Origin of the sequence: Aeromonas sp. FDAARGOS 1409 (assembly GCF_019048705.1) — a bacterium.
In the GTDB taxonomy this organism is placed as follows: Bacteria; Pseudomonadota; Gammaproteobacteria; order Enterobacterales; family Aeromonadaceae; genus Aeromonas; species Aeromonas sanarellii.
The window spans coordinates 2427823-2451568 of the sequence record NZ_CP077395.1; the positions used below are offsets into that span (position 1 = coordinate 2427823).

Below are 23746 nucleotides of genomic sequence, written 5' to 3' on the forward strand. Positions count from 1 at the left end.
GCCCGGGGTTTTTCTTTGTGCGGATAGTCAGATGTTCTGATGCAGGTGGATGAAAAGATGCAACTAGACAGCAAGGGGCGCAGCCTCTCTCTGGATCGCCCCCATGTGATGGGCATTCTCAATGTGACGCCGGACTCCTTCTCCGATGGCGGTCGCTTCAAGCGGATCGATCTGGCGCTGGGCCATGCCAGCGAGATGGTGGCCGATGGGGCGACCCTTATCGATATCGGTGGCGAATCGACCCGCCCCGGTGCCCCCGACGTGAGCGAGCAGGAAGAGCTGGACAGGGTCATCCCCGTCGTCGAGCGGATGGTGAAGGAGCTCGATGTGATGGTCTCCCTCGATACCTCCAAGGCGGCCGTGATGGCGGCGGGCTGTGCCGCCGGCGCCCACCTGATCAACGATGTGCGCGCCTTGCAGGAACCGGGAGCGCTCGACGCCGCGGCAGAGGCGGGTGTGCCGGTGTGCCTGATGCATATGAAGGGGCAGCCCAGAACCATGCAGGCAGAGCCCCATTACGACGATCTGGTGGGAGAGGTGAGGGCCTTCTTTGACGAGCGGATCGCAGCCTGCCTGGCGGCCGGGATCCCGCGCGAGCGGTTGTTGCTGGACCCGGGTTACGGCTTTGGCAAGACCCTGGCCCACAACTATCGGCTGCTGGCCGAGCAGCACAAGTTGCTTGATTACGGTTTGCCGCTCTTGGTGGGCATGTCGCGAAAGTCTATGATAGGCAACCTGCTCGGCTGCCCTGTCGATGAACGGCTGGCCGGCAGCCTGGCCTGTGCCCTGATCGGGTTGCAACAAGGGGCCAGGATCATCCGGGTGCACGACGTGCGCGCCACCATGGATGCGCTGCGTGTCGGCTGGATGACCATGACGGGACAAGATTTCGTATCCAAATAGAAAAACGAGAAACAGACAATGACCAGAAAGTATTTCGGCACCGACGGTGTGCGCGGCAAGGTGGGTGAATACCCGATCACCCCAGATTTCGTGATGAAGCTCGGCTGGGCTGCCGGCAAGGTGCTCTCCAAGAAGGGCACCCGCAAGGTGCTGATCGGCAAGGACACCCGCATCTCCGGCTACATGCTGGAGTCGGCGCTGGAGGCAGGCCTCTCCGCCGCCGGTCTCAAGGCCATTCTGATGGGGCCCATGCCCACTCCGGCCGTCGCCTACCTGACCCGCACCTTCCGTGCCGAGGCCGGCATCGTCATCAGCGCATCCCACAACCCCTATTACGACAACGGCATCAAGTTCTTCTCCGCCGACGGCACCAAGCTGCCTGACGACGTCGAGCTGGCCATCGAGGCCGAACTGGATCACGAGCTCAAGTGCGTGGAGTCCGCCGAACTCGGCAAGGCGCAGCGCATCGACGATGCGGCCGGCCGCTACATCGAGTTCTGCAAGAGTACCTTCCCCTCCAACCTGAGCCTGGAAGGGCTGAAGATGGTGGTGGACTGCGGCCACGGTGCAACTTATCACATCGCCCCTTCCGTCTTCCGCGAGCTGGGAGCCGAAGTGATCGCCATCGGTTGCAGCCCTGATGGCCTCAACATCAACGACGGCGTCGGTTCCACCGCACCGGAGGCGCTGGCCGCCAAGGTGCTGGAGTGCAAGGCCGATCTCGGTGTCGCCTTCGACGGTGACGGCGATCGTCTGGTGATGGTGGATGGTACTGGCTACATCATCGACGGGGATGAGATCCTCTACATCATCGCCCGGGATGCGCTGCGCAACGGTCGTCTCAAGGGCGGTGTGGTGGGTACCCTGATGGCCAACATGGGGCTGGAGCTGGCGCTGCAGACCCTCGGCATCCCGTTTGCCCGCGCCAAGGTGGGTGACCGCTATGTGCTGGAGATGATGAACGAGAAGGGCTGGCGCATCGGCGGTGAAAACTCGGGTCACATCATCTGCCTGGATCAGACCACTACGGGGGATGGCATCGTCGCCGCCCTGCAGGTGCTGACTGCGATGCGCACCGCCGAGATGCCGCTGGCCAAGCTGCGCTCCGGCATGAGCAAATTCCCCCAGGTGCTGGTGAATGTACGCTTCGCCGAAGGCAAGGATCCGCTCGCATCGGACGCCGTTCAGCAGGAAGTAGCCGCGGTGGAGCAGGAGCTGGCCGGACGTGGTCGCGTGCTGTTGCGCAAATCCGGGACAGAGCCGCTGATCCGGGTCATGGTGGAAGGGGAACACGAGCAACAGGTGCGTGACATGGCCACACGCATCGCACAACGGGTCGAATCGGCGTTTTAATGAACAACCAAGGCGGCTTTTTAGTCGCCTTGGTTGTATCTTGTTCAAACGATTCGAAAATTTGAAAATAGCACTTGTCAGCTGAGCATCCTCTGGATATTATCAGCCCCGCTTTCGCAAGGGAGTTGCCGATGGGACATCGCAAGCCGTTTGTAGCAGCCAACTGGAAGTTACACGGTAGTAGGTCGCAGTTAGAGCAGTTTACTGGTCAGTGCCTAGAGCGCATTGATGAACGAGTAGACGTGGTCTTGTGTCCATCCCATGTGCATCTCGACTTCACGGCCGCTCTGCTCAATGAGCAGAGGGTGATGAAGTTGGGGGCTCAGAATGTGAGCCAGCACAGACAGGGCGCTTACACGGGGGAAGTCTCGTGTGAGATGCTGGTCGAGGCAGGGTGCCAATACGTACTGGTTGGCCACTCTGAGCGCAGGCGTCTCTTTGGTGAGACCAGCTTCATCGTCGCGGAGAAGTTCGCGGCAGTCAGAGCGGCAGGCCTGGTACCCATACTCTGTCTGGGTGAGTCAGGGGCGGCGAGGCAGGCAAGAAGAACCTTCGAGGTGATTGCCGAAGAGCTGGACATCGTCATAGAGAAAAATGGCGCGATGGCTTTCGATAATGCTATCATCGCCTACGAGCCGATTTGGGCTGTAGGTACAGGTAAATGCGCCACACCCGAGCAGGCACAAGAGGTTCATTCCTTTATACGCGGTCGCTTGGCGGAGGATACTCCGGTAATAGGTGAGAAAGTCAGAATCATCTATGGTGGGAGCGTGACGCCGGCCAATGCACAGGATTTGTTTGCCCAGCCCGACATAGACGGCGGTCTGATTGGTGGCGCAAGTCTCGATGACAAGGCGTTTTTAGGAATCGTTGAAGCGGCAAAGGGTGCAAGTTAAATGTACGAGATTCTTTTGGTCGTTTATCTGCTGGTATCGCTGGCTTTGATTGGTCTGGTGATGGTTCAGCAAGGTAAAGGGGCTGATATGGGCGCCTCCTTCGGCGCAGGGGCATCGAATACCGTATTCGGCTCTGGTGGTTCAGGCAGCTTCCTGACCCGCACAACAGCGATTTTGGCTACTCTGTTCTTCTTGATTAGCCTGGTGCTCGGATCCATGTCGAGCAACAAGGTAAAACAGGGTAGTGAATGGGAAAATCTGCAACAGACCCAACAGGTTGAGCAGAGCAAAGCGCCAGTGAAGAAAGACACTGACGTTCCCGAGTAAGAGTTTTGCCGTGGTGGTGGAATTGGTAGACACGCTATCTTGAGGGGGTAGTGCTCTAGGGTGTGCGGGTTCGAGTCCCGCCCACGGCACCAATTAAGCAGTGAACCCGGGTGACCGGGGTGTTATAGCCAGTCAGTCTTGTGTGATGAGAGTGAAGTGGCTATAATCTCGCACGATTTCGGACGCGGGGTGGAGCAGCATGGTAGCTCGTCGGGCTCATAACCCGAAGGTCGTCGGTTCAAATCCGGCCCCCGCAACCAAATTTCACGCATTTCCTACGCTCAGGAAGGCGGTCGCTGCGAGGCGACAATCAGGGTAAAGCGCCAAGCCCCGATTTGACATCGGGGCTTTTTGTTATGTGCGATTTATTCTGACTCTATTTCTATCTGGGCTATATGCCCTTTTTTTGTTTTTCGGAGGGTGACTTTGGCTACGTTGGAACAACGTTTGACCGATCTGCTCGAGGCTCCTGTCGTTGCCTTGGGTTTTGAACTGTGGGGTATCGAATTTGTCCGTGCGGGCAAACACTCGACCCTGCGCGTTTTCATCGACGCGGAGCAAGGTGTGACGGTGGAAGACTGCGCCGAGGTGAGCCGCCAGGTCGGCGCCATCATGGACGTCGAAGACCCCATCACCGAGGAGTACTACCTTGAAGTCTCCTCCCCGGGTCTGGATCGTCCGCTGTTCAAGGTCGCCCAGTTCGAAAAATACGTTGGCCAGGAGGCGGCGGTTTCGCTTCGGATGGCAACAAACAACCGCCGCAAGTTCAAAGGCGTAATCAAAGCCGTGCAGGGGGACATGATCACCCTGACGGTAGATGGTAAGGACGAGGTGTTGGCTTTCACCAATATCCAAAAAGCGAACATAGTGCCGAACTTTGGTTAACGAGGCTATCGGATATGAATAAAGAGATTTTGCTGGTCGTTGACGCAGTGTCCAACGAGAAGGCTGTCCCCCGCGAGAAGATCTTCCAGGCTCTGGAGACTGCGCTGGCGACTGCGACCAAGAAAAAATACGAAGGCGAGATTGAAGTGCGGGTCGAGATCGATCGCAAGACCGGCGACTACGACACCTATCGCCGCTGGGTCGTCATCGCGGATCAGGCTGCGATGGAAAACCCCTACGCCGAGATCACCCTGGAAGCGGCTCAGATCGAGCAGCCGGATATCCAGATTGGCGACTACGTGGAAGATCAGATCGACTCCGTGACCTTCGACCGTATCACCACCCAGACCGCCAAGCAGGTCATCGTGCAGAAAGTGCGCGAGGCCGAGCGCTCCCAGGTCGTCGACCAGTTCAAGGACAAGGAAGGCACCATCATCAGCGGCGTGGTCAAGAAGAGCAACCGCGACAACGTGATCCTGGATCTCGGCAGCAACGCCGAAGCCGTGATCTTCCGCGACGACATGCTGCCGCGCGAGACCTTCCGCCCGGGCGACCGCATCCGCGGCCTGCTGTACGCCGTGCGTCCGGAAGCCCGTGGTTCCCAGCTGTTCGTCAGCCGCTCCAGCCCGGACTTCCTGAAAGAGCTGTTCCGCATCGAAGTACCGGAGATCGGCGAAGAGATGATCGAAATCATGGGGGCCGCCCGTGACCCGGGTTCCCGCGCCAAGATCGCGGTGAAGACCAACGATCGTCGCATCGACCCGATCGGTGCCTGTATCGGCATGCGCGGTGCCCGCGTTCAGGCGGTTTCCGCCGAGCTGAGCGGCGAGCGCGCCGACATCGTGCTGTACGATGACAACCCGGCCCAGTACGTGATCAACGCCATGGCGCCGGCCGATGTGGCCTCCATCATCGTCGATGAAGACAACCACACCATGGACATCGCCGTGGAAGCCGCCAACCTGGCCCAGGCCATCGGTCGCAACGGTCAGAACGTGCGTCTGGCCTCCCAGCTGACCGGTTGGGAGCTGAACGTGATGACCGTCGAGGACATGCGTGCCAAGCACCAGGCCGAGAACGACCGCATCATGACCCTGTTCACCAGCACCCTGGACATCGACGACGATTTCGCCGGCCTGCTGATGGAAGAGGGCTTCTCCACTCTGGAGGAGATCGCCTTCGTGCCGGTCAACGAGCTGCTGGCCATCGACGGTCTGGATGAAGACATGGTCGAAGAGCTGCGCAAGCGCGCCAAGGATGCCCTGACCACCAAGGCCCTGGCCAAAGAAGAATCCTTTGAAGGTGTCGAACCTTCCGAAGAACTGCTCAATCTGAACGGCCTCGGCCGTGACATGGCGTACGCCCTGGCCGCGCGCGGCATCGGCACCCTGGAAGATTTGGCAGAGCAAGGCATTGATGACCTTGCCGACATCGAAGGGCTGACCGCCGAGAAGGCAGGTGAGCTGATTATGGCTGCTCGCAATATCTGTTGGTTCGGAGAAGAGCAGTCTAGTTAAGATCAAACGGAGGAAAATGAATGGCAGAAGTATCAGTCAAACAACTTGCCACTGACATCGACACACCGGTTGATCGTCTTCTCCAGCAGTTTGTCGATGCCGGTATCAGCAAGAGCAAGGCCGACGACCTGGTCAGCGAGTCCGAGAAGCAGACTCTGCTGGCCCATCTGAAGAAACAGCATGGAGGTGACGAGGTTGCCGCCCCTGCCCGCATGACCTTGCAGCGCAAGACCAAGAGCACCCTGAGTGTTCAAGGTACTGGCGGCAAGAACAAGGAAGTGCAGGTAGAAGTGCGCAAGTCTCGCACCTATGTAAGACGCTCGGCGCTGGAAGATGAACAGCGTCAGGCGGAAGCCGAGGAAAAAGCGCGTTTGGAAGCAGAAGAAAAAGCTCGTCGCGAGGCCGAAGAGAAGGCCCGCCTCGACGCTGAAGAGAAGGCTCGCCGTGAGGCTGAGCAGGCTCGTCGTGAAGCTGAGGAAAAGGCGCGGATCGAGGCACAACAAAAGGCTCGACAGGCTCAACAGCCCGCCAAAGCAGCCAGTAGCACAGCTCAGCAAGAGGCAGAAAAGATGGCCAAGCGCGAAGCAGAAGAACTGAAGCGCCAACAGGAACAGACAGCTTTGCAAAAAGCTGAAGAACTCGCCGCGAAGAAAGCCGAAGAGGCTCGTCTCATGGCGGAACAGAATGCGGCCCGCTGGGCCGAGGAAGAGGCGGCTCGTGCCAAAGAGAGCAGCGATTACCATCTGACCACCAACAAGCACGCGCAAGCGGCGGAAGATGAGCTGGATCGCAAGGAAGAGACCAGCCGTCGCACGGCTGCCGCTGCCAAGGCTCCGAAGAAGGTCGGCCGCCGCGAAGATGACCGCAACGACCGCAACTCCCGCGATCCGCGTGCTCGCAAGGGCAAGCGTGGCAAGATGGCCATGCCGAACGCCATGAAGCACGGCTTCAACAAGCCGGCGGCCGTGGTCAACCGCGACGTCGTCATCGGCGAGACCATCACAGTGGCGGAACTCGCCAACAAGATGGCCGTCAAGGGTGTCGAAGTCATCAAGGTGATGATGAAGATGGGCGCCATGGCCACCATCAACCAGGTGATCGACCAGGAGACCGCCCAGCTGGTCGCCGAGGAGATGGGTCACAAGGTGGTGCTGCGCCGCGAGAACGAGCTGGAAGAGGCGGTACTTAGCGATCGTGACGAGACCTCCGAAGCCAAGCCGCGCGCCCCTGTCGTGACCATCATGGGTCACGTCGACCACGGCAAGACCTCCCTGCTGGACTACATCCGCAAGGCCAAGGTTGCCGCGGGCGAAGCCGGCGGCATCACCCAGCACATCGGTGCTTACCACGTCGAAACCGACAGTGGCATGATCACCTTCCTGGATACCCCGGGTCACGCGGCGTTCACCTCCATGCGTGCCCGTGGTGCCAAAGCGACCGATATCGTGGTACTGGTGGTGGCTGCCGATGACGGCGTCATGCCGCAGACCATCGAAGCGATCCAGCACGCCAAGGCGGCCGAAGTGCCCCTGGTGGTGGCGGTCAACAAGATCGACAAGCCGGAAGCGGATCCCGATCGCGTCAAGACCGAGCTGGCCCGTTACAACGTCATGTCGGAAGACTGGGGTGGCGACTGCCAGTTCGTGCACGTCTCCGCCAAATCCGGTCAGGGCATCGACGACCTGCTGGAGGCCATCCTGATCCAGGCTGAAGTGCTGGAGCTGAAGGCCGTGGTCGACGGCATGGCCAGCGGCGTCGTGATCGAGTCCTTCCTGGACAAGGGCCGTGGCCCGGTTGCTACCGTGCTGGTGCAGGAAGGTACCCTGCGTCAGGGCGACATCGTGCTGTGCGGTCTGGAGTACGGCCGTGTGCGCGCCATGCGTGACGAACTGGGTCGCGAGATCAAGGAAGCGGGTCCGTCTTTGCCGGTCGAGATCCTCGGCCTGTCCGGTGTTCCGTCTGCCGGTGACGAAGCCACCGTCGTGCGTGACGAGAAGAAGGCCCGCGAAGTGGCACTCTATCGTCAGGGCAAGTTCCGCGAAGTCAAGCTGGCTCGCCAGCAGAAGGCCAAGCTGGAGAACATGTTCGCCAACATGACCGAGGGCGAAGTGTCCGAAGTGAACGTGGTGATCAAGGCCGACGTACAGGGTTCCGTGGAAGCGATCTGCGACGCCCTGGTCAAGCTCTCCACCGAAGAGGTGAAGGTGAAGATCGTGGGTTCCGGCGTGGGTGGCATCACCGAGACCGACGCCACCCTGGCTGCCGCGTCCAGCGCCATCCTGGTGGGCTTCAACGTCCGTGCCGACGCCTCTGCCCGCAAGGTCATCGAGGCCGAGAGCCTGGATCTGCGCTACTACTCCGTCATCTATGACCTGCTGGACGAAGTGAAGCAGGCCATGAGCGGCATGCTGGCCCCCGAGTACCGTCAGGAGATCATCGGTCTGGCGGAAGTGCGCAGCGTCTTCAAGTCGCCGAAGTTTGGCGCCGTGGCCGGCTGTATGGTTACCGAAGGTGTGGTCAAGCGTTCCAACCGCATTCGCGTTCTGCGCGACAACGTGGTCATCTACGAAGGCGAGCTGGAATCCCTGCGTCGCTTCAAGGATGACGTCAACGAAGTCAAGAACGGCTACGAGTGCGGCATCGCGGTCAAGAACTACAACGACGTGCGCGAAGGCGACCAGATCGAAGTTTACGAGACCGTTGAAATCCAGCGGACTCTGTAAGCCGAGCGTTATACAAAATAGGGGGCCGCGGCCCCCTTTTATCGCAGGATAGAATATGGCCAGAGAATTCAGCCGGACCCGTCGGGTCGGGCAGCAGATCCAGCGTGAAATCGCGCTGATCCTGCAGCGCGAGGTGAAAGACCCGCGCATCGGCATGGTGACGGTTTCCGATGTGGAAGTGTCCAAGGATCTGAACTATGCCAAGATTTACGTCACCTTCTTGCAGCTGGAGAACGATGCCGAGCGCATCGCGGAAGGGCTCAAGGGCCTGACCGAAGCCGCCGGCTACATCCGCAGCCTGCTTGGCAGCGCCATGCGCCTGCGGGTGGTGCCGGAGCTGCGTTTCTACTATGACCAGACCCTGGTCGAGGGGATGCGCCTCTCCAACCTGGTGACCAACACTGTGCGGGAAGACAAGCGCCGCATGACCGAAGCCGGTCGTGACGAGAGCGATGCCGCACCGGATGACACTACTGAGGACAAAGCCTGAGATGTCTCGAAGACGTCGTTTCAAGGGCCGTGACGTGCACGGCATCCTGCTGCTGGACAAACCCACCGGCCTGACCTCCAACGATGTGTTGCAGAAGGTCAAGCGGATCTACAACGCCGCCAAGGCCGGCCACACCGGCGCCCTGGATCCCCTGGCGACCGGCATGTTGCCGATCTGCCTGGGGGAAGCCACCAAGTTCTCCCAGTACCTGCTGGAAGCGGACAAGCGCTACGAGGTGACCGCCAAGCTCGGCGAGCGTACCAACACCAGCGACTCCGACGGCGAGGTGGTCTCCACCCGGCCGGTGAACGTGGCGGTGGGCACCCTGATCGAGGCGCTGGACCAGTTCCGCGGCCCCATCATGCAGGTGCCGTCCATGTACTCCGCCCTCAAGCACAACGGCCGTCCGCTCTACGAGTACGCCCGCGAGGGCATCGAGATCGAGCGGGAAGCCCGTCCCATCACCATCTTCGAGCTCAAACTGCTGAGCTTCGAGGGGGATGAGGTGCGCCTCGAGGTGCACTGCAGCAAGGGCACCTACATCCGCTCCCTGGTGGACGATCTCGGCGAGGTGCTGGGCTGTGGCGCGCACGTCACCCAGCTGCGCCGCACCCAGGTGGCCAGCTACCCGTACGAGCGGATGCTGACCCTGGAGCAGCTCGAGTGCATCTTCGAGCAGGCCAAGGCGGAGGGCATCCCGCCGCGGGAGCAGCTGGATCCCCTGCTGCTGCCGATGGATACCGCCGTGGCCTCCCTGCCCGAGGTGAACATGCAGGTGGCGGTGGCCGCCTACGTGAACCAGGGTCAGGCCGTTCAGGTGGCGGGTGCGCCGCAGAGCGGCCAGGTCCGCATGACGGTCGGCCCGGAACGCGAGTTCATCGGGGTGGGCGAGATCGACGACGAGGGGCGCGTGGCGCCCAAGCGTCTGGTGCGCTATCACGACGAACACGACGAGGAGTGATCCTCAGGCGGTATCGAGGCGTGTTGGCCGTTGTGCCTCTTTCCCGTTGCGAAAAGTGACGGGGGCGATTATGATACCGCCCTCATTTCACGGCTGAATTAGAGATTGGCTGTGAACCTTTAAACACTCTACTGGAGTAACATCATGTCTCTAAATGCTGAGATCAAAGCGCAAATCGTTGCTGACAACGCTCGTGGCGCCAACGACACCGGTTCCCCCGAAGTGCAGGTTGCCCTGCTGACTGCCCAGATCAACCATCTGCAAGGTCACTTCAAGGAGCACGCCAAGGATCACCACGGTCGTCGTGGTCTGCTGCGCATGGTTTCCCAGCGTCGTAAGCTGCTGGACTACCTGAAGCGTAAAGATTCCGAGCGTTATGCCGCTCTGATCGCCAAGCTGGGTCTGCGTCGTTAATCGACCATCAGATTTCGCGAAAAAGGGGAACCGTGAGGTTCCCCTTTTTTATGGCCCGTTTCAAACGGGATGCAGGCCGTTGCCTGCCTCACAGAATTAACGTCCGCGCTTACCTTTTGATGCGAATCAAGTATACTTGCACGCGAATTTAAAGCGCCAAATTGTTAAAAGGAAATTCACGTGAATCCTATTGTAAAGTCATTCCAGTACGGTCAACACACCGTCACACTGGAAACCGGTGTGATGGCCCGTCAAGCCACTGCGGCCGTCATGGTCAGCATGGACGATACCTGTGTCTTCGTGACCGTCGTAGGCAAGAAAGAGGCCGATCACGGCCGTGATTTCTTCCCGCTGACCGTCAACTATCAGGAGCGTACCTATGCTGCTGGTCGTATCCCGGGTGGTTTCTTCCGTCGTGAAGGCCGTCCGAGCGAGGGTGAAACCCTCATCTCCCGTCTGATCGACCGTCCCATCCGTCCGCTGTTCCCGGAAGGCTTCCTCAATGAGGTTCAGGTGGTTGCCACCGTCATGTCCGTGAACCCGGCCGTTTCCCCCGACATCGTTGCCATGATCGGTGCCTCCGCGGCGCTGGCCATCTCCGGCATCCCGTTCGGCGGCCCGATCGGTGCAGCCCGCGTGGGTTACATGAACGGCCAGTACGTGCTGAACCCGACCACCACCGAACTGCCGCAGAGCGATCTGGACCTGGTGGTTGCCGGTACCGTCAACGCCGTGCTGATGGTGGAATCCGAAGCGGCCATCCTCTCCGAAGAGGTGATGCTGGGCGCCGTGGTCTACGGTCACGAGCAGATGCAGGCCGTGATCAACGCCATCAACGAATTCGCTGCCGACGTCGGCACCAAGCCGTGGGACTGGACTCCGCCTGCCGTCAACGAAGCGCTGAAGGCCAAGGTTGCCGAGCTGGCCACAGCTGAACTGGGTGAAGCCTACCGCATCACCGAGAAGGCTGTGCGTTATGAAACCATCGCCGCCATCAAGGGCCGCGTGGTCGAGCAGGTCATCGCCTCCGGCGTGGAAGAAGATGCCAAGAAGATCGGCGAGGAGTTCCACAGCCTGGAAAGCCGCATCGTCCGTGGCCGCGTCGTTCGCGGCGAGCCGCGCATCGATGGTCGCGATCCCGAGATGATCCGCGCCCTGTCCGTCGCCACTGGCGTACTGCCGCGTGCCCACGGCTCCGCCTTGTTCACCCGTGGTGAAACCCAGGCCATGGTCGTTGCCACCCTGGGTACCGAGCGTGACGCCCAGAACATCGACGAGCTGACCGGCAACCGCGCCGATCGCTTCATGCTGCACTACAACTTCCCGCCATACTGCGTCGGTGAGACCGGCATGATGGGCAGCCCGAAGCGCCGCGAAATCGGTCACGGCCGTCTGGCCAAGCGCGGCGTTGCCGCCGTGATGCCGAGCGCCGACGAGTTCCCGTACGTGGTACGCGTGGTCTCTGAAATCACCGAATCCAACGGCTCCTCCTCCATGGCCTCCGTCTGTGGTTCCTCCCTGGCGCTGATGGATGCCGGTGTGCCGATCAAGGCCTCCGTCGCCGGTATCGCCATGGGTCTGGTGAAGGAAGAAGAAGGTTTCGTCGTGCTGTCCGACATCCTGGGTGACGAAGATCACCTGGGCGACATGGACTTCAAGGTTGCCGGTACCACCGAAGGTGTGACCGCCCTGCAGATGGACATCAAGATCGAAGGCATCACCAAGGAGATCATGGAGATTGCCCTGAAGCAAGCTCGTGGTGCTCGCCTGCACATCCTGAAGGTGATGGACGAAGCCATCCAGGCACCGCGTGCCGAGATCTCCGATTTCGCCCCGCGCATCCACACCATCAAGATCAACCCGGAGAAGATCAAGGACGTCATCGGCAAGGGTGGCTCCGTGATCCGCGCGCTGACCGAAGAGACCGGCACCAACATCGAGCTGGATGACGACGGTACCGTCCGCATCGCCGCCGTCGACGGTGAAGCCGCCAAGGAAGCGATCCGCCGTATCGAGGCCATCACCGCCGAGATCGAAGTGAACCGCATCTACGAAGGCAAGGTTGTCCGTCTGGCCGACTTCGGTGCCTTCGTCAACATCCTGCCGGGCAAGGACGGTCTGGTGCACATCTCCCAGATCACCGATGCGCGCGTGCAGAACGTGGCCGACTACCTGAAGATCGGTGACGTGGTGAAGGTAAAGGTACTGGAAGTGGACCGTCAGGGCCGCGTGCGTCTCTCCATCAAGGAAGCGAACGCCCCGACCGAAGCTGCTGCCGCTCCGGCCGCCGCCGCCGTTGCCGTGGAAGAACCGGCTGCCGAATAAGCCGCCGCTTGCTGAAAAAGCCGACCTCAGGGTCGGCTTTTTGTTGTCTGGCATCCGGCGATCCCGTCGGTGAGATGCCTTGTTCCTTTTGGCGCCACTTGCTATAAGGGGCGACCCGCCTCTCGGTTGTCAAAAGGAAGTGCAACATGTCATGGGCCTCTCTCAGGCAGTTTACCCCCCTGGTCTGGATCGTCATCCTGGGCACCTTCATGGTGCGCACCACCTTCTTCATGGTCTGGCCCTTCCTCTCCATCCTGCTCTACCGTGACTACGGCCTGTCGGCGACCCTGATAGGGGCCATCCTGGGGGCGACGGCGGCTCTCTCCACCCTGGTGAGCTTCTATGGTGGCTGGTTGTCGGACAAGTGGGGGAGGCGCAACATCCTGCTGTTTGGCTGCCTGATATCGGCCTCGAGCGTGGCCCTGCTCGGCCTCTCCCACCAGGTGGTCTGGCTGGCGGTCGGGGTGATCGGCAGCGGCCTCTCCTACGGGCTCATCGACTCCCCCGGCAAGGCGCTGATGGCCGACAGCCTGGCCGAGCCCAAGGCCCGCGAACTGGCGCTGCACCTGCGCTACTTTCTGCTGAACCTGGGAGCGGCCATCGGTCCCCTGCTCGGGGTCACCTATGGTCTGAGCGCGCGGCAGGAGACCTTCCTGCTGCTCAGCGCCAGCTACCTGCTGCTCGGCGCTATCTTCGTCACCGGCTTTCGGCTGGCCGGTTGTCAGGCAAGCCAGGCGGCCGGTCCCGGCATGCGCACCGTGTTGCGGGTGCTCTGGCAGGACAGGGGCTTCCTGCTGCTGACCCTGGCGAACCTGCTGCTGATGCTGGTCTATGCCCAGTTCGAATCCCCTCTCATCCAGTACCTGACCCGTTCGGGCACACCCGAGGTAGAGCGGCTCATCGGCTGGCTGGTCACCGCCAATGCGTTGACCATAGTGATACTGCAGTTCCCCCTGCTGCACCTGACCGCGGGTTGGCCCACCCGGCGCAGGCTGCAACTCGGGGTGGCGCTGTTTCTCGGCGCCCAGTTGCTGTTTGCGCTGGGGGATACCGCCATCTGGTGGCACTGGATAGTGGCCGTGGTCCTCTTGAGCGTCGGGGAGTGCATCCTGTTCCCCTTGCTCAACGTGCTGATCGATCAGATGGCGCCGAGCCACCTGAAGGGCAGCTACTTCGGGGCGGCCTCCATGTCCGGGCTCGGGGTCGCCATGGGGGCTCTGCTGGGGGGCTGGATACTGGCCCACTGGGGAGGCGCCACCCTCTACGCCCTGATGGCGCTGCTCTGCCTGATGATCCTGATGCTCTATGGCCTGAGCACCCGGATCCCGCGACCCACGCTGGCCCGGGCCGGTACCTGATGGCTAGAAGGTCAGCACCTTGTCGGCGGCCAGGGTCCACTGGGCCAGCAGGGGCAGGGTGCCTATCTCGATGCCCTCGATGAGGGGCAGAGGGGTGATGCCACGGGCGTCGGTGCAGCTCTTGCACAGCCGGATCTGGGTGCCCTGTGCCAGCAGGATCTCCAGCATCTGGCGCAGGTTGTAGCCCTCGGCCGGGCTCTGCCCTGCCAGGGCGGCGCCGACCGCATCCGACATCAGGAAGAGTTTCAGGTCTGTCTTCTCCTGCTCCTGGAGGGCAATCCCGAGGCGAAGGGCATTGAACAGGGACTCGCTGCCATAGGGGGCGCCGTTGGCGACGATGAGGATCTGCGGTTTCATGGGACTCTCCTGGGTTAAAGGGGCATTGTAGCGCCACCCGGATGACACTGGCTTGATGCAGTGCAAACTCTGTCGTAGCCCGGGTTCCCGCGTCTTGACCTCGCGGGATGAGTCAGGTCTCATGGGCGGCCATCCAGTATGACAGAGCAAAGAGGTCGTTATGTGGAAGATCGCCGGAATAGGCTTGTTGCTGTTGGCCGGGCAGGCCTATGGCAGTGAAAACGTCGGCTGCAAGGCCAGACATCAGGCGGTGACCGAGCAGCTCGCGTTCGCCAGGGTGCACGACAACGCAGAGCGGGTTGCCGGGTTGGAGCAGGCCCTGCGCAACATCGAGACCCACTGTACCGATGCCGGGCTCCTTGAGGATCAGCAGCAGAAAGTGGTCAAGCAGAAGGCCGAGGTGGAAGAGCGGCTGGCGGATCTGCAGAGTGCGCGGGTGGCGGGTAAGCCGGACAAGATCGCCAAGAAGCAGGCAAAGCTGGAAGCGTCCCAGGCCGAGCTGCTGGAGGTCCAACGGGAACTCGAGGCGCTGCAGAAACTGGTCAAGCCCTGAGGGGAGGGCAGCGCAATAGAAAAAGCCGGGCATGCCCGGCTTTTTCTATGGTGAGTGGGAGCCCTTGTGGGGCTGCTGTCGCTACTGCCTGTGCATCCGCACGAACTTATCCAGCAACTGATCCTCGGTTTCCACGTGGGCGGGATCCCGGAGGATGCAGTCCAAAAGGCGCAGACGCTGATGCCGGTGTTACTGCCTGTGCATCCTGACGAATTTGTCCAGTAACTGCTCTTCGGTCTCCACATGGGCGGGATCCCAGATGATGCAGTCGATGGGGCAGACGCTGATGCAGGTGGGCTTCTCATAGTGGCCGACGCACTCTGTGCAGCGATCCGGGTCGATCTCGTAGATCTTGGTCCCCAGGCTGATGGCCTGGTTCGGACACTCCGGATCGCACATGTCGCAGTTGATGCACTTGTCGGTGATGAGCAGCGCCATCTCAGGCCGCCGAGTGGGGCTGACGGGTATCCTCGCGCTCGCCGAGGTTGCGCAGCAGGATGCCGTAGTTCACGTCCACTTCCTTCGGTACCGGCACATAGACCACGTGGCCGTTGCCCGGTGCGGTGTCGATGAGCTCGCCCTTGCGGTTCTGCATCTGCTCCAGGTTGAAGCTGAGGTTGCCTTGCGGGGTCATCAGCTCCAGGCTGTTGCCCAGCAGGAACTTGTTCTTCACCTCGACCTCGACCATGTCACCGTTGCGACCGGTGATCTCGCCGACGAACTGCTGGGTGTCGGAGACGGAGTAGCCGTAGTCGTAGTTCTGGTACTCGCTGTGGTTGTGGCGGCGCAGGAAGCCCTCGGTGTAGCCGCGGTGGGCCAGGTTCTCGAGGGTACCCATCAGGGTGGGATCGAACGGCCGGCCGGCCACCGCATCGTCGATGGCCTTGCGATAGACCTGGGCGGTGCGGGCGCAGTAGTAGAAGGACTTGGTACGGCCTTCGATCTTGAGGGAATGGACGCCCATCCTGGTCAGGCGCTCCACGTGCTCGACGGCGCGCAGGTCCTTGGAGTTCATGATGTAGGTGCCGTGTTCGTCCTCGAAGGCGGTCATGAACTCGCCGGGGCGGTTGGACTCCTCCAGCAGCACCAGGGCGTCGCTCGGCTTGCCGGCCCCCAGGGTCGGATCCACCTTTTGCACGGCGATGGGCTCCTGGCGGTGGACGATCTGGCCCACGTCATCTTCCTTGCCCTCGTGGACCTTGTACTCCCAGCGGCAGGAGTTGGTGCAGGTGCCCTGGTTGGGGTCGCGCTTGTTGATGTAGCCGGAGAGCAGGCAGCGGCCCGAGTAGGCCATGCACAGGGCGCCGTGGACGAAGACTTCCAGCTCCATCTCCGGCACCTGCATGCGGATCTCCTCGATCTCGTCCAGCGACAGCTCGCGGGAGAGAATGACCCGGGTCAGGCCCATCTGATGCCAGAACTTCACCGTGGCCCAGTTGACCGCGTTGGCCTGCACCGACAGGTGGATCGGCATCTCGGGGAAGGCCTCGCGCATCATCATGATGAGACCGGGGTCGGACATGATCAGTGCGTCCGGTTTCATCTCCACCACGGGGCGCATGTCGCGGATGAAGGTCTTGAGCTTGGAGTTGTGGGGCTGGATGTTGGCCACCACATAGAACTGCTTGCCCAGGGCATGGGCCTCGTTGATGCCGAGCTGCAGATTCTCGTGATCAAATTCGTTGTTGCGTACCCGCAGGCTGTAGCGGGGCTGACCCGCGTAGACGGCGTCGGCGCCATAGGCATAGGCGTAACGCATGTTCTTGAGGGTCCCGGCGGGGGAGAGCAATTCTGGTCTGAACATGTTGGACTCTTTGTCTGATTGCAAATCAGGACGGCGCCACCTGATGGCGTCGTATGGATTAATCGGCATGGCGCGACCGTACTCGACGCACCGCCTCCGATCGGACTACACCAGGGAACGAGATGGTTCGATACTCCTGATACAGAGGGTGCGAGATTGTACTCGTGACCGGCCCTTCATGCAATTTGGGGAGGGGCAGCCAGGCCGCCGACCTGTTCATTTTATGCTCATAAGAGCGATGTTAGGGTGTCAGCAAGCCGGGAGGGGCGGTCGCTGGGGAGGGAATGGATCTTTTCCGCGAAAAAGCCCATCTCCAAGTTGAAATTTTGCCCTACTCGGGAAAGAATGCGCGCTCGGTTATTGGTCTCGGGTGACGCGTCACAGAACAAGCCGAGGATGAGCAGGCCAAAGGCCCACAGGTACAGGAAACCATACAGGAATTTTATGAATCCCCTTCGCATTGCCGCTTCGGCCCTTTTTTGCACTCTGACCCTGGTCAGCCAGCAGGCTGCTGCCGTTGAATACGTGCTGCCCGCCGCGAACAGCCGCCTGATCGGCGAGAACCAGGAGTACGTGGTCCCCGCGGACAACCGTCCGCTGGAGCAGATTGCCGCCGACTTCCAGCTGGGTCTGACCAACATCATGGAAGCGAACCCGGGCGTCGACCCCTACCTGCCGACGCCGGGCAGCAAGCTGGTCATTCCCCATCAGCTGATCCTGCCGAATGCGCCGCGCGAGGGGATCGTCATCAACGTGGCCGAGATGCGCCTCTACTACTACCCCAAGGGCAAGAACGTGGTGCAGGTGCTGCCCATCGGGATCGGCCAGCTGGGGGTCAACACCCCGGAGAACTGGATCACCAAGGTGGAGCGCAAGCGCGCGAACCCGACCTGGACCCCGACCGAGAACATCCGTCGCCGCTACGCCGCCCAAGGCAAGACCCTGCCCGCAGTCTGGCCGGCCGGTCCTGACAACCCCATGGGTCTGCACGCCCTCTACATCGGCAACCTCTACGCCATCCACGGTACCAACGCCACCTTCGGCATCGGTCTGCGGGTGAGCAGCGGCTGCGTGCGCCTGCGCGCCGACGACATCAAGTACCTGTTCGACAACGTGCCGGTCGGCACCCGCGTCCAGTTCGTGAACCAGCCGGTCAAGACCACGGTCGAACCGGATGGCGGTCGCTACATGGAAGTGCACGAGCCGCTGTCGCGCACCGAGGAGGAGTTCAACTCCACCGCCGCCGTGCCGCTGCCCATGACCCCGGCCACCACCCGTTTCATCGCCCACGCCGAGAGCGACTCCAACGTGGTCAAGCAGGTGCTGGAACAGCGCACCGGCATGCCGACCCGTCTCAATCCAGAGGCGTAATGGCTGGCAGTGCAGTTAAACAACAACGGCGACCCCAGGGTCGCCGTTGTCGTGTCTGCCCGCCCGTCAGGCGGCTGGCGGGGCATAGAGGGCCAGCCAGTTCCCTTCGGTATCTTCGATGATGACCCGGGAGCCATGGCCGCTGCCGATGCTGTGCAGGGGTTCGAGCACCCGCCCGCCGAGCCGGGGCACCAGCTGCTCCGCCTCCTGCAGCCTGTCACCGAGGGAGAGATAGATGAGGGGGCCGGCGCCGCCGGGCTGGTGGTATTTGTCCATGGGGCCGAGGCAGGCCGCCGCGTTGTTGCCGTCGTAGCGCAACATGGCATAGCGCATCTCCTCCTCCTGGATGGGGGTGACCTGCACATCGAGCAGGGCCGAGTAGAAGTCCATGGCGCGATCCAGATCCCGTGTCGGAATGTCGGCCCAGACCAGGGTGTTGTCCATCGTCGTATTCTCCAGAGATTCCCGGCCAATGCGGCCGGTGGCTCTTTGAGGTTAGGAGTGGCCAATACGCGGTGCCAGAGGCAAAAAAACGGCGCCATCAGGCGCCGTTTTCAGTTGCAGGAAACCAGGGGTTTGTCCATGTCATTCAGCTATTTACCTGCGATGCTCAAGCCGCCGAAGCGGATCTGCGGGGCATAGAACTCCTTGCCGTCGTCGTGGTGCAGCAGGTTGCCGACCGCCTCCAGCTCACCCAGCAGGCGATAGAAGTTGCCCGCCACCGTGATGCCGCGCACCGGCGCCACCCGCTCCCCGTCCCGGCACAGGAAGCCGGAGGCGCCGAACGAGAAGTCGCCGCTCACCGCGTCGGCCCCGGAGTGCAGGCCGTCGAGCTTGACCAGCTCCAGGTACTCGCCGCTTTGCACCTCGCCCTCGCCGTGGGGGCCGAGCCCGAACACCAGGTGGCGCGGGCTCACGTCCAGGGCGCTGCGGGCGTTGCGGGCCGCCGCACCGTTGCTCGTCACGCCGAAGTGGCGGGCGGTGGCGCTGTTATGCAGCAGGGTCTTGAGCTCCCCTTCACCGATGAGCAGCAGATCCGAGGTGGCGGCCCCTTCGCCGTCGAACGCCTTGATCTTCATGCCCCCCGGCATATGGACCCGGCTCTCCAGGGTGAGCCAGCGTGACGCCACGCTCTGGCCCACCTTGCTGCGCCAGGGGTTGATCCCCTGCTGGGCCCACTTGCCGGACAGCGCCGACTGGAAGCAGCCAAACAGGCTGGCCAGGCAGTTGGGGCTGAAGATGACGCTGTAGCGACCGCTCGGCACCGCCTCACCCATCAGCAGGCCATCGGCCACGGCATGGATCTGCGCGATGAGGGGCGCCGGGTCCAGCTCGTCGAAGCGGCGGCCGTACAGCCCCTGGTAGTGCATGGACTGGCGGCCGCCCCGCTCGATCAGGGCCGAGCTGTGGCAGCCGACGCTGAATTCCTGGTGCTGGCAGAACGAGCCCTGGCTGTTGGCGAGCCACAGCCGGCTCTCCCCCTCGAAGAAGCCGTTGTAGGGGGCTCCGGTCACGTCCGGCAGGGCCAGCATGTCGGACTCGAGGCGCAGGGCCAGGGCGATTTTCTCTTCCACCGCCGTGGTGTCGGGCTGGTGTATCTCGGCGCAGTCGGTGGCGAGCCTGCTCTGCTGCACTGTGATGCGCTGGTCCGGGTCCACCTTGGCGAAGCGGCTGGCATCGAGCGCATCCTGCACCATGGCATCCAGGGCGGCCTCATCGAGGGCCTCCGAGTAGGCGATGCCGACCCGGCCCTCTTTTATCAGCCGAATGCCGATCTGCTGGCTGCTGGTGACCTTGTATTCGCTGAGCTCGCCCTTGTCGGCCTTGAGGGAGAAGGCCCTGTCCTGGTTGGCGATGACGTCCGCCTCGGCACCGAGATCGGCGACCTTGTCCAGCAGGCGGGCAAGCAGTTGGTTCATGTCGAGCTGGCTCATCAGGCGTTCCCTCCCACCAGGATGTTGTCCACCTTGAGTGGCGGCTGCCCGACCGAAGCCGGGATGGAGCCGGAGACAGATCCGCACATGCCGGCGGAGAGGGCCAGATCGCGCCCCACCATGGAGATCTCCTTGAGCACCTGGGGGCCTGTGCCGATCAGGGTCGCCGACTTCAGCGGTCTGGTTATTTTGCCTCCCTCGATAAGGTAGGCCTCCTGCACGTTGAAGTTGAACTCGCCGGTGCCGGGTTGCACCGAGCCGCCCCCCATCCGCTTGGCATAGATGCCGTGCTCCACGGTCGCCAGCATCTCGTCCAGGCTGTGGTTGCCCGGCTCGATGTAGGTGTTGCGCATGCGCGAGGCCGGGGCGAACTTGTAGGATTCGCGCCGTCCGGAACCGGTGCGGGCGTAGCCGGTGCGAAGGGCTCCCATCCTGTCCACCAGGAAGCCGGTCAGCACCCCGTCCTTGATGAGCTGGGTGTGCTGGGTCGCCATCCCCTCATCGTCGACGTTGATGGAGCCCCAGGCGTTGCCCTGCAAGCCCTCGTCCACCGCGCTGACCGCGGGGTTGGCGATGAGCTGGCCCATCTTGTCGTGGAACACGGACGCCTTCTTGGCCACCGAGGTGGTCTCCAGCAGGTGGCCGCACGCCTCGTGGAAGATGACGCCGCCAAAGCCGCTCTCCATGATGACCGGCAGGGTGCCGCTCGGGCAGGGGGCGGCACCCAGCTTCACCAGCGCCTGGCGGGTGGCGGTGAGGGCCAGCTCGCGGGGATCCACGCCGGCGGCGTGCTCCCACCCCTTCATGGCGCCGGGGGCCTCATAGCCCACGCTCTGCTCGCCTCCGTCCAGGGCGATGGTCTGGGCCATGATGCGGTTGTAGTGGCGGCGATCGGCCACCTGTACCCCTTCGCTGTTGAAGATCTCCACCTCCTGCTCCCAGCCCAGCACATTGCCGGAGAACTGGCTCACCTTGTCGCTCTCGGCGCGGGCCGCGGCGTCCATGGCGTGCAGGTAGGCGATCTTCTGCTCCAGCAGCTTGTCGGCCGACAGGGGCAGGGCGATCGGGTTGCGATCGGTCAGGCGGGTGAAATCGAAGGCGGTGGCGGTCACCACGGGGTCACGCCTGTCTTTGGCCGCCAGCAGGGTGACGATGCGCAGGAGCTCGTTGCGATCGGCCAGGTTGGTGTAGCCGTAGAGCACCTTGTGGCCGTAGCACAGGCGCACGCCTATGCCGAAGTCGAGGCCGCCGCTGATGTTCTCTATCTGGCTGGAGAGCAGGCTGAGCTGGCTGCGGCGCTTGCGCTCCACAAACAGTTCGGCGAAGTCGGCACCCAGTGCCAGGGCGTGATCGAGCACGTCGCGGGCGATGGCGGGGGCCAACAGGGAGAATGAAGTCATAGAATATCCTTTTCTGGTCTGTCCGTTTGCTTCCGACACCCGGCTTTAGGTTGTTATAGGGTGTCGAACCCATTGTTGCAGACCAGAGGCCAAAAGTCGCTATAGCGTCAGGCGATGATACCAAACGAGAAAATCGGTGCGATTTATGCGCCCGGTGACCCGAAATCGGGCCACCGGCAGTGGGATCAGAGCCGTTCGTGGATCTCGCTTAATATCTGGTCGACCCACTGCTCGATGAGAGATGCGATCTGGTCGTACTGGTTGGCATCGTCGAGGGTCAGGCCGACGACAAGATGATGGCCATCGTCTATCCGTATCCAAGGGGTCATCGAGCATGCAAGCTACCAGGATCAGAGCAGCTCGTGGATCTCGCTTAATATCTGGTCGACCCACTGCTCGATGCGGGATTCGGTCTGGTCGTACTGGTTGGCGTCGTCGAGGGTCAGGCCGACGACAAGATGATGGCCATCGTCGATCCGTATCCAAGGGGTCATCGAGCATGCGAGCTACCTGGATCAGAGCAGCTCGTGGATCTCGCTTAATATCTGGTCGACCCACTGCTCGATGCGGGATTCGGTCTGGTCGTACTGGTTGGCATCGTCGAGGGCCAGGCCGACGAAGTGGCGGCCATCGTCGATCAGCGCCTTGGAGGCGTCGAACTCGTACCCCTCGTTGGGCCAGTAGCCCACCAGCTTGACGCCCTTGGGCACCAGCTGATCGTGCAAGAGGCCGAGGGCATCCTGGTACCACTCGCCATATCCCAGCTGATCGCCCAGGCCGAACAGGGCGATGATGCGGCCCTCCAGATGCACATCCCTGATGTCTTCCCAGCGGGATTCCCAATCTTCCTGCAGCTCGCCGAAGTCCCAGGTGGAGATGCCCAGGATCAGGATGTCGTACTCCTGCATGCGGACGAGGGGGACATCCTTGATGTTGTGGAGATCGACCAGCTCGGGGCCGATGAGGGCGCGGATCTTCTCGGCGGCCATCTCGGTGTAGCAGGTGGTGGAGCCGTAAAACAAACCTATCTTCATCGCTCTTCTCTTGATCGCAGTAGGCCAGGGGGGCGGGCAACCGGCAGGGTGGCGCCCGGGGGAGGGCGCCAGTCTAGCAGATTGCCCGGCGCGCTTCACCGCCTGGCGGACGATGGAGAAGCCTGCCTTGCGGCCCGGGTGGGTCGACGCGCTACAATGGCCCCCTGTTTCCCTGAGCGCGGCGTACCATGAGCAAAGCTGAATCCCATCCCCTTATCGAGCCGTTTCTCGACGCCCTCTGGCTGGAGCGGGGGCTGTCTGACAACACGGTCGGCGCCTATCGCACGGATCTGGAAAAATTCGCCCTCTGGCTCGATGAGCAGGGGAGCTCCCTGCTGCTGGCCGGGCTGGACGACATCCAGCACTACCTCGCCTGGCGGGTGGACCATCAGTTCGCTGCGAGCAGCACGGCCCGCTTCCTGTCGGCCCTGCGCCGCTTCTATCAGTACCTCAACCGGGAGAAGCTGCGCAGCGACGATCCCACCGTGCTGCTGGAGGGGCCCAAGCTCCCCAAGAAGCTCCCCGCCGATTTGAGCGAGGCCGAGGTGGAGGCGCTGCTCATGGCGCCCCTGGTGGATGACCCGCTGGAGCTGCGCGACAAGGCGATGCTCGAGCTGCTCTATGCCACCGGGCTGCGGGTCTCCGAGCTGGTGGGGCTCACCGCCGAGCACGTCAGCCTGCGCCAGGGGCTGGTGCGGGTGGTGGGCAAGGGCAACAAGGAGCGGCTGGTGCCCATGGGGGAGGAGGCGGTGCACTGGCTGGAGCGCTACTACCGGGAGGCACGTACCCTGCTGCTCGGGGGCACCAGCTCGGACGTGGTGTTCCCTTCCAAGCAGGCGCGCATGATGACCCGCCAGACCTTCTGGCACCGCATCAAACTCTATGCCCAGCGCGCCGGTATCCAGGGCGAGCTCTCCCCCCACACCCTGCGCCACGCCTTCGCCACCCATCTGCTCAACCACGGCGCCGACCTGCGGGTAGTGCAGATGCTGCTGGGGCACGCGGATCTCTCCACCACCCAGATCTACACCCACGTGGCGAACGAGCGGCTCAAGGCGCTGCACGGCCAGCACCATCCCCGCGCCTAGGCTCCCGTGCCCGGACAAAGAAAGGGGGCGACGGTTCAGCCGTCGCCCCCTCA

The 23746-nt window shown here is 62.2% G+C and carries 22 protein-coding genes, 2 tRNA genes and 3 pseudogenes; 17 read left to right on the forward strand and 10 right to left on the reverse strand.

Translation table 11 applies throughout. The features are described from left to right. Positions 1 to 57 precede the first annotated feature (57 nt). The 14 genes from folP to I6L39_RS11615 all read left to right on the forward strand — a co-directional run bounded on the left by folP (position 58) and on the right by I6L39_RS11615 (position 14152). Positions 58 to 903 carry a dihydropteroate synthase gene (gene folP, locus I6L39_RS11550; protein WP_216989724.1) on the forward strand — a complete coding sequence of 282 codons (846 nt, stop codon included), beginning with the start codon at positions 58 to 60 and terminating at the stop codon, positions 901 to 903. Positions 904 to 921: 18 nt separating this feature from the next. Beyond that, a complete protein-coding gene (gene glmM, locus I6L39_RS11555; protein ID WP_216989725.1) occupies positions 922 to 2256 on the forward strand; it encodes a phosphoglucosamine mutase in 1335 nt (444 codons plus the stop codon). Between the two features lie 131 nt (positions 2257 to 2387). After that, a complete protein-coding gene (tpiA, locus tag I6L39_RS11560; RefSeq protein ID WP_216989726.1) occupies positions 2388 to 3152 on the forward strand; it encodes a triose-phosphate isomerase in 765 nt (254 codons plus the stop codon). Further along, entirely contained in the window at positions 3153 to 3479 is a 327-nt protein-coding gene (secG, locus tag I6L39_RS11565; protein WP_216989727.1) for a preprotein translocase subunit SecG, read from the forward strand. It begins immediately after the preceding gene. A gap of 7 nt (positions 3480 to 3486) precedes the next feature. After that, positions 3487 to 3571 (forward strand) — tRNA-Leu (locus tag I6L39_RS11570). Positions 3572 to 3662: 91 nt separating this feature from the next. Beyond that, positions 3663 to 3739, forward strand: a tRNA-Met gene (locus tag I6L39_RS11575). A 166-nt stretch (positions 3740 to 3905) separates the two neighbouring features. Then, on the forward strand, positions 3906 to 4364 hold the full coding sequence (rimP, locus tag I6L39_RS11580; RefSeq protein ID WP_042078871.1) for a ribosome maturation factor RimP: 459 nt from the start codon (positions 3906 to 3908) through the stop codon (positions 4362 to 4364). A gap of 14 nt (positions 4365 to 4378) precedes the next feature. Next, positions 4379 to 5881 (forward strand): transcription termination factor NusA, encoded by a 1503-nt coding sequence (gene nusA / locus I6L39_RS11585; protein WP_042078872.1) that lies wholly within the window; start codon positions 4379 to 4381, stop codon positions 5879 to 5881. Between the two features lie 20 nt (positions 5882 to 5901). Continuing rightward, positions 5902 to 8604, forward strand: coding sequence for a translation initiation factor IF-2 (gene infB / locus I6L39_RS11590; RefSeq protein ID WP_042078873.1), 2703 nt, complete (start codon positions 5902 to 5904; stop codon positions 8602 to 8604). Between the two features lie 55 nt (positions 8605 to 8659). Further along, positions 8660 to 9094, forward strand: a complete 435-nt coding sequence (rbfA, locus tag I6L39_RS11595) for a 30S ribosome-binding factor RbfA (protein WP_042078874.1) — start codon at positions 8660 to 8662, stop codon at positions 9092 to 9094. 1 nt (position 9095) lies between these two features. Further along, on the forward strand, positions 9096 to 10055 hold the full coding sequence (gene truB, locus I6L39_RS11600; protein WP_216989728.1) for a tRNA pseudouridine(55) synthase TruB: 960 nt from the start codon (positions 9096 to 9098) through the stop codon (positions 10053 to 10055). 144 nt (positions 10056 to 10199) lie between these two features. Beyond that, entirely contained in the window at positions 10200 to 10469 is a 270-nt protein-coding gene (gene rpsO / locus I6L39_RS11605; protein ID WP_042078876.1) for a 30S ribosomal protein S15, read from the forward strand. Positions 10470 to 10649: 180 nt separating this feature from the next. Beyond that, entirely contained in the window at positions 10650 to 12794 is a 2145-nt protein-coding gene (pnp, locus tag I6L39_RS11610; RefSeq protein WP_216989729.1) for a polyribonucleotide nucleotidyltransferase, read from the forward strand. Between the two features lie 146 nt (positions 12795 to 12940). Then, positions 12941 to 14152 carry an MFS transporter gene (locus I6L39_RS11615; RefSeq protein WP_042078879.1) on the forward strand — a complete coding sequence of 404 codons (1212 nt, stop codon included), beginning with the start codon at positions 12941 to 12943 and terminating at the stop codon, positions 14150 to 14152. A 3-nt stretch (positions 14153 to 14155) separates the two neighbouring features. Here I6L39_RS11615 and I6L39_RS11620 read toward each other — a convergent pair whose 3' ends face one another. Next, entirely contained in the window at positions 14156 to 14509 is a 354-nt protein-coding gene (locus I6L39_RS11620; RefSeq protein ID WP_209793327.1) for a DsrE/DsrF/TusD sulfur relay family protein, read from the reverse strand. Positions 14510 to 14669: 160 nt separating this feature from the next. On the opposite strand from I6L39_RS11620, the gene I6L39_RS11625 reads away from it, so the two are divergent. Further along, positions 14670 to 15062, forward strand: coding sequence for a DUF1090 domain-containing protein (locus I6L39_RS11625; RefSeq protein WP_216989730.1), 393 nt, complete (start codon positions 14670 to 14672; stop codon positions 15060 to 15062). Positions 15063 to 15143: 81 nt separating this feature from the next. On the opposite strand, the pseudogene I6L39_RS20275 reads toward I6L39_RS11625, so the two are convergent. The 3 genes and pseudogenes from I6L39_RS20275 to yegQ form a co-directional block, all read right to left on the reverse strand. Further along, positions 15144 to 15227 (reverse strand): annotated as a pseudogene (locus I6L39_RS20275) (ferredoxin); the annotation flags it as partial. A 24-nt stretch (positions 15228 to 15251) separates the two neighbouring features. Next, positions 15252 to 15500 carry a YfhL family 4Fe-4S dicluster ferredoxin gene (locus I6L39_RS11630; protein ID WP_042078883.1) on the reverse strand — a complete coding sequence of 83 codons (249 nt, stop codon included), beginning with the start codon at positions 15498 to 15500 and terminating at the stop codon, positions 15252 to 15254. A 1-nt stretch (position 15501) separates the two neighbouring features. Further along, on the reverse strand, positions 15502 to 16866 hold the full coding sequence (yegQ, locus tag I6L39_RS11635; protein ID WP_209793333.1) for a tRNA 5-hydroxyuridine modification protein YegQ: 1365 nt from the start codon (positions 16864 to 16866) through the stop codon (positions 15502 to 15504). 444 nt (positions 16867 to 17310) lie between these two features. Here yegQ and I6L39_RS11640 point away from each other — a divergent pair, with 444 nt between their 5' ends. Beyond that, on the forward strand, positions 17311 to 18237 hold the full coding sequence (locus tag I6L39_RS11640; RefSeq protein WP_042078886.1) for a L,D-transpeptidase family protein: 927 nt from the start codon (positions 17311 to 17313) through the stop codon (positions 18235 to 18237). Between the two features lie 66 nt (positions 18238 to 18303). Here the strand turns inward: I6L39_RS11640 and I6L39_RS11645 are convergent, their stop codons facing one another. From I6L39_RS11645 to fldB, 6 genes and pseudogenes are all read right to left on the reverse strand, one after another. Next, the gene (locus tag I6L39_RS11645; RefSeq protein ID WP_042078887.1) at positions 18304 to 18681 is read right to left on the reverse strand and encodes a VOC family protein; all 378 of its coding nucleotides are present in this window, start codon (positions 18679 to 18681) and stop codon (positions 18304 to 18306) included. A 149-nt stretch (positions 18682 to 18830) separates the two neighbouring features. Further along, complete coding sequence (locus tag I6L39_RS11650; protein WP_216989731.1) at positions 18831 to 20171, reverse strand: TldD/PmbA family protein; 1341 nt, start codon at positions 20169 to 20171, stop codon at positions 18831 to 18833. Further along, positions 20171 to 21571 carry a TldD/PmbA family protein gene (locus I6L39_RS11655; RefSeq protein ID WP_209793337.1) on the reverse strand — a complete coding sequence of 467 codons (1401 nt, stop codon included), beginning with the start codon at positions 21569 to 21571 and terminating at the stop codon, positions 20171 to 20173. The genes I6L39_RS11650 and I6L39_RS11655 overlap by 1 nt, the downstream gene beginning before the upstream one ends. Positions 21572 to 21756: 185 nt before the next feature. Then, positions 21757 to 21882: pseudogene (locus tag I6L39_RS11660) on the reverse strand (flavodoxin FldB); the annotation flags it as partial. Positions 21883 to 21921: 39 nt separating this feature from the next. After that, positions 21922 to 22047: pseudogene (locus I6L39_RS11665) on the reverse strand (flavodoxin FldB); the annotation flags it as partial. A gap of 39 nt (positions 22048 to 22086) precedes the next feature. Next, positions 22087 to 22605, reverse strand: a complete 519-nt coding sequence (fldB, locus tag I6L39_RS11670; RefSeq protein WP_042078890.1) for a flavodoxin FldB — start codon at positions 22603 to 22605, stop codon at positions 22087 to 22089. Positions 22606 to 22793: 188 nt separating this feature from the next. Between fldB and xerD the strand changes: the two genes are divergently transcribed. Beyond that, on the forward strand, positions 22794 to 23693 hold the full coding sequence (gene xerD / locus I6L39_RS11675; RefSeq protein ID WP_209793338.1) for a site-specific tyrosine recombinase XerD: 900 nt from the start codon (positions 22794 to 22796) through the stop codon (positions 23691 to 23693). Positions 23694 to 23746: the final 53 nt, after the last annotated feature.

What these genes read in the sequence shown, in the direction of transcription:
- folP (WP_216989724.1), top strand. Translation starts at nt 58, where the DNA reads ATGCAACTAGACAGCAAGGGGCGCAGCCTCTCTCTGGATCGCCCCCAT.
- glmM (WP_216989725.1), top strand. Translation starts at nt 922, where the DNA reads ATGACCAGAAAGTATTTCGGCACCGACGGTGTGCGCGGCAAGGTGGGT.
- tpiA (WP_216989726.1), top strand. Translation starts at nt 2,388, where the DNA reads ATGGGACATCGCAAGCCGTTTGTAGCAGCCAACTGGAAGTTACACGGT.
- secG (WP_216989727.1), top strand. Translation starts at nt 3,153, where the DNA reads ATGTACGAGATTCTTTTGGTCGTTTATCTGCTGGTATCGCTGGCTTTG.
- nusA (WP_042078872.1), top strand. Translation starts at nt 4,379, where the DNA reads ATGAATAAAGAGATTTTGCTGGTCGTTGACGCAGTGTCCAACGAGAAG.
- infB (WP_042078873.1), top strand. Translation starts at nt 5,902, where the DNA reads ATGGCAGAAGTATCAGTCAAACAACTTGCCACTGACATCGACACACCG.
- rbfA (WP_042078874.1), top strand. Translation starts at nt 8,660, where the DNA reads ATGGCCAGAGAATTCAGCCGGACCCGTCGGGTCGGGCAGCAGATCCAG.
- truB (WP_216989728.1), top strand. Translation starts at nt 9,096, where the DNA reads ATGTCTCGAAGACGTCGTTTCAAGGGCCGTGACGTGCACGGCATCCTG.
- rpsO (WP_042078876.1), top strand. Translation starts at nt 10,200, where the DNA reads ATGTCTCTAAATGCTGAGATCAAAGCGCAAATCGTTGCTGACAACGCT.
- I6L39_RS11615 (WP_042078879.1), top strand. Translation starts at nt 12,941, where the DNA reads ATGTCATGGGCCTCTCTCAGGCAGTTTACCCCCCTGGTCTGGATCGTC.
- I6L39_RS11620 (WP_209793327.1), bottom strand. Translation starts at nt 14,509, where the DNA reads ATGAAACCGCAGATCCTCATCGTCGCCAACGGCGCCCCCTATGGCAGC.
- I6L39_RS11625 (WP_216989730.1), top strand. Translation starts at nt 14,670, where the DNA reads ATGTGGAAGATCGCCGGAATAGGCTTGTTGCTGTTGGCCGGGCAGGCC.
- I6L39_RS11630 (WP_042078883.1), bottom strand. Translation starts at nt 15,500, where the DNA reads ATGGCGCTGCTCATCACCGACAAGTGCATCAACTGCGACATGTGCGAT.
- yegQ (WP_209793333.1), bottom strand. Translation starts at nt 16,866, where the DNA reads ATGTTCAGACCAGAATTGCTCTCCCCCGCCGGGACCCTCAAGAACATG.
- I6L39_RS11640 (WP_042078886.1), top strand. Translation starts at nt 17,311, where the DNA reads ATGAATCCCCTTCGCATTGCCGCTTCGGCCCTTTTTTGCACTCTGACC.
- I6L39_RS11645 (WP_042078887.1), bottom strand. Translation starts at nt 18,681, where the DNA reads ATGGACAACACCCTGGTCTGGGCCGACATTCCGACACGGGATCTGGAT.
- I6L39_RS11650 (WP_216989731.1), bottom strand. Translation starts at nt 20,171, where the DNA reads ATGAGCCAGCTCGACATGAACCAACTGCTTGCCCGCCTGCTGGACAAG.
- I6L39_RS11655 (WP_209793337.1), bottom strand. Translation starts at nt 21,571, where the DNA reads ATGACTTCATTCTCCCTGTTGGCCCCCGCCATCGCCCGCGACGTGCTC.
- fldB (WP_042078890.1), bottom strand. Translation starts at nt 22,605, where the DNA reads ATGAAGATAGGTTTGTTTTACGGCTCCACCACCTGCTACACCGAGATG.
- xerD (WP_209793338.1), top strand. Translation starts at nt 22,794, where the DNA reads ATGAGCAAAGCTGAATCCCATCCCCTTATCGAGCCGTTTCTCGACGCC.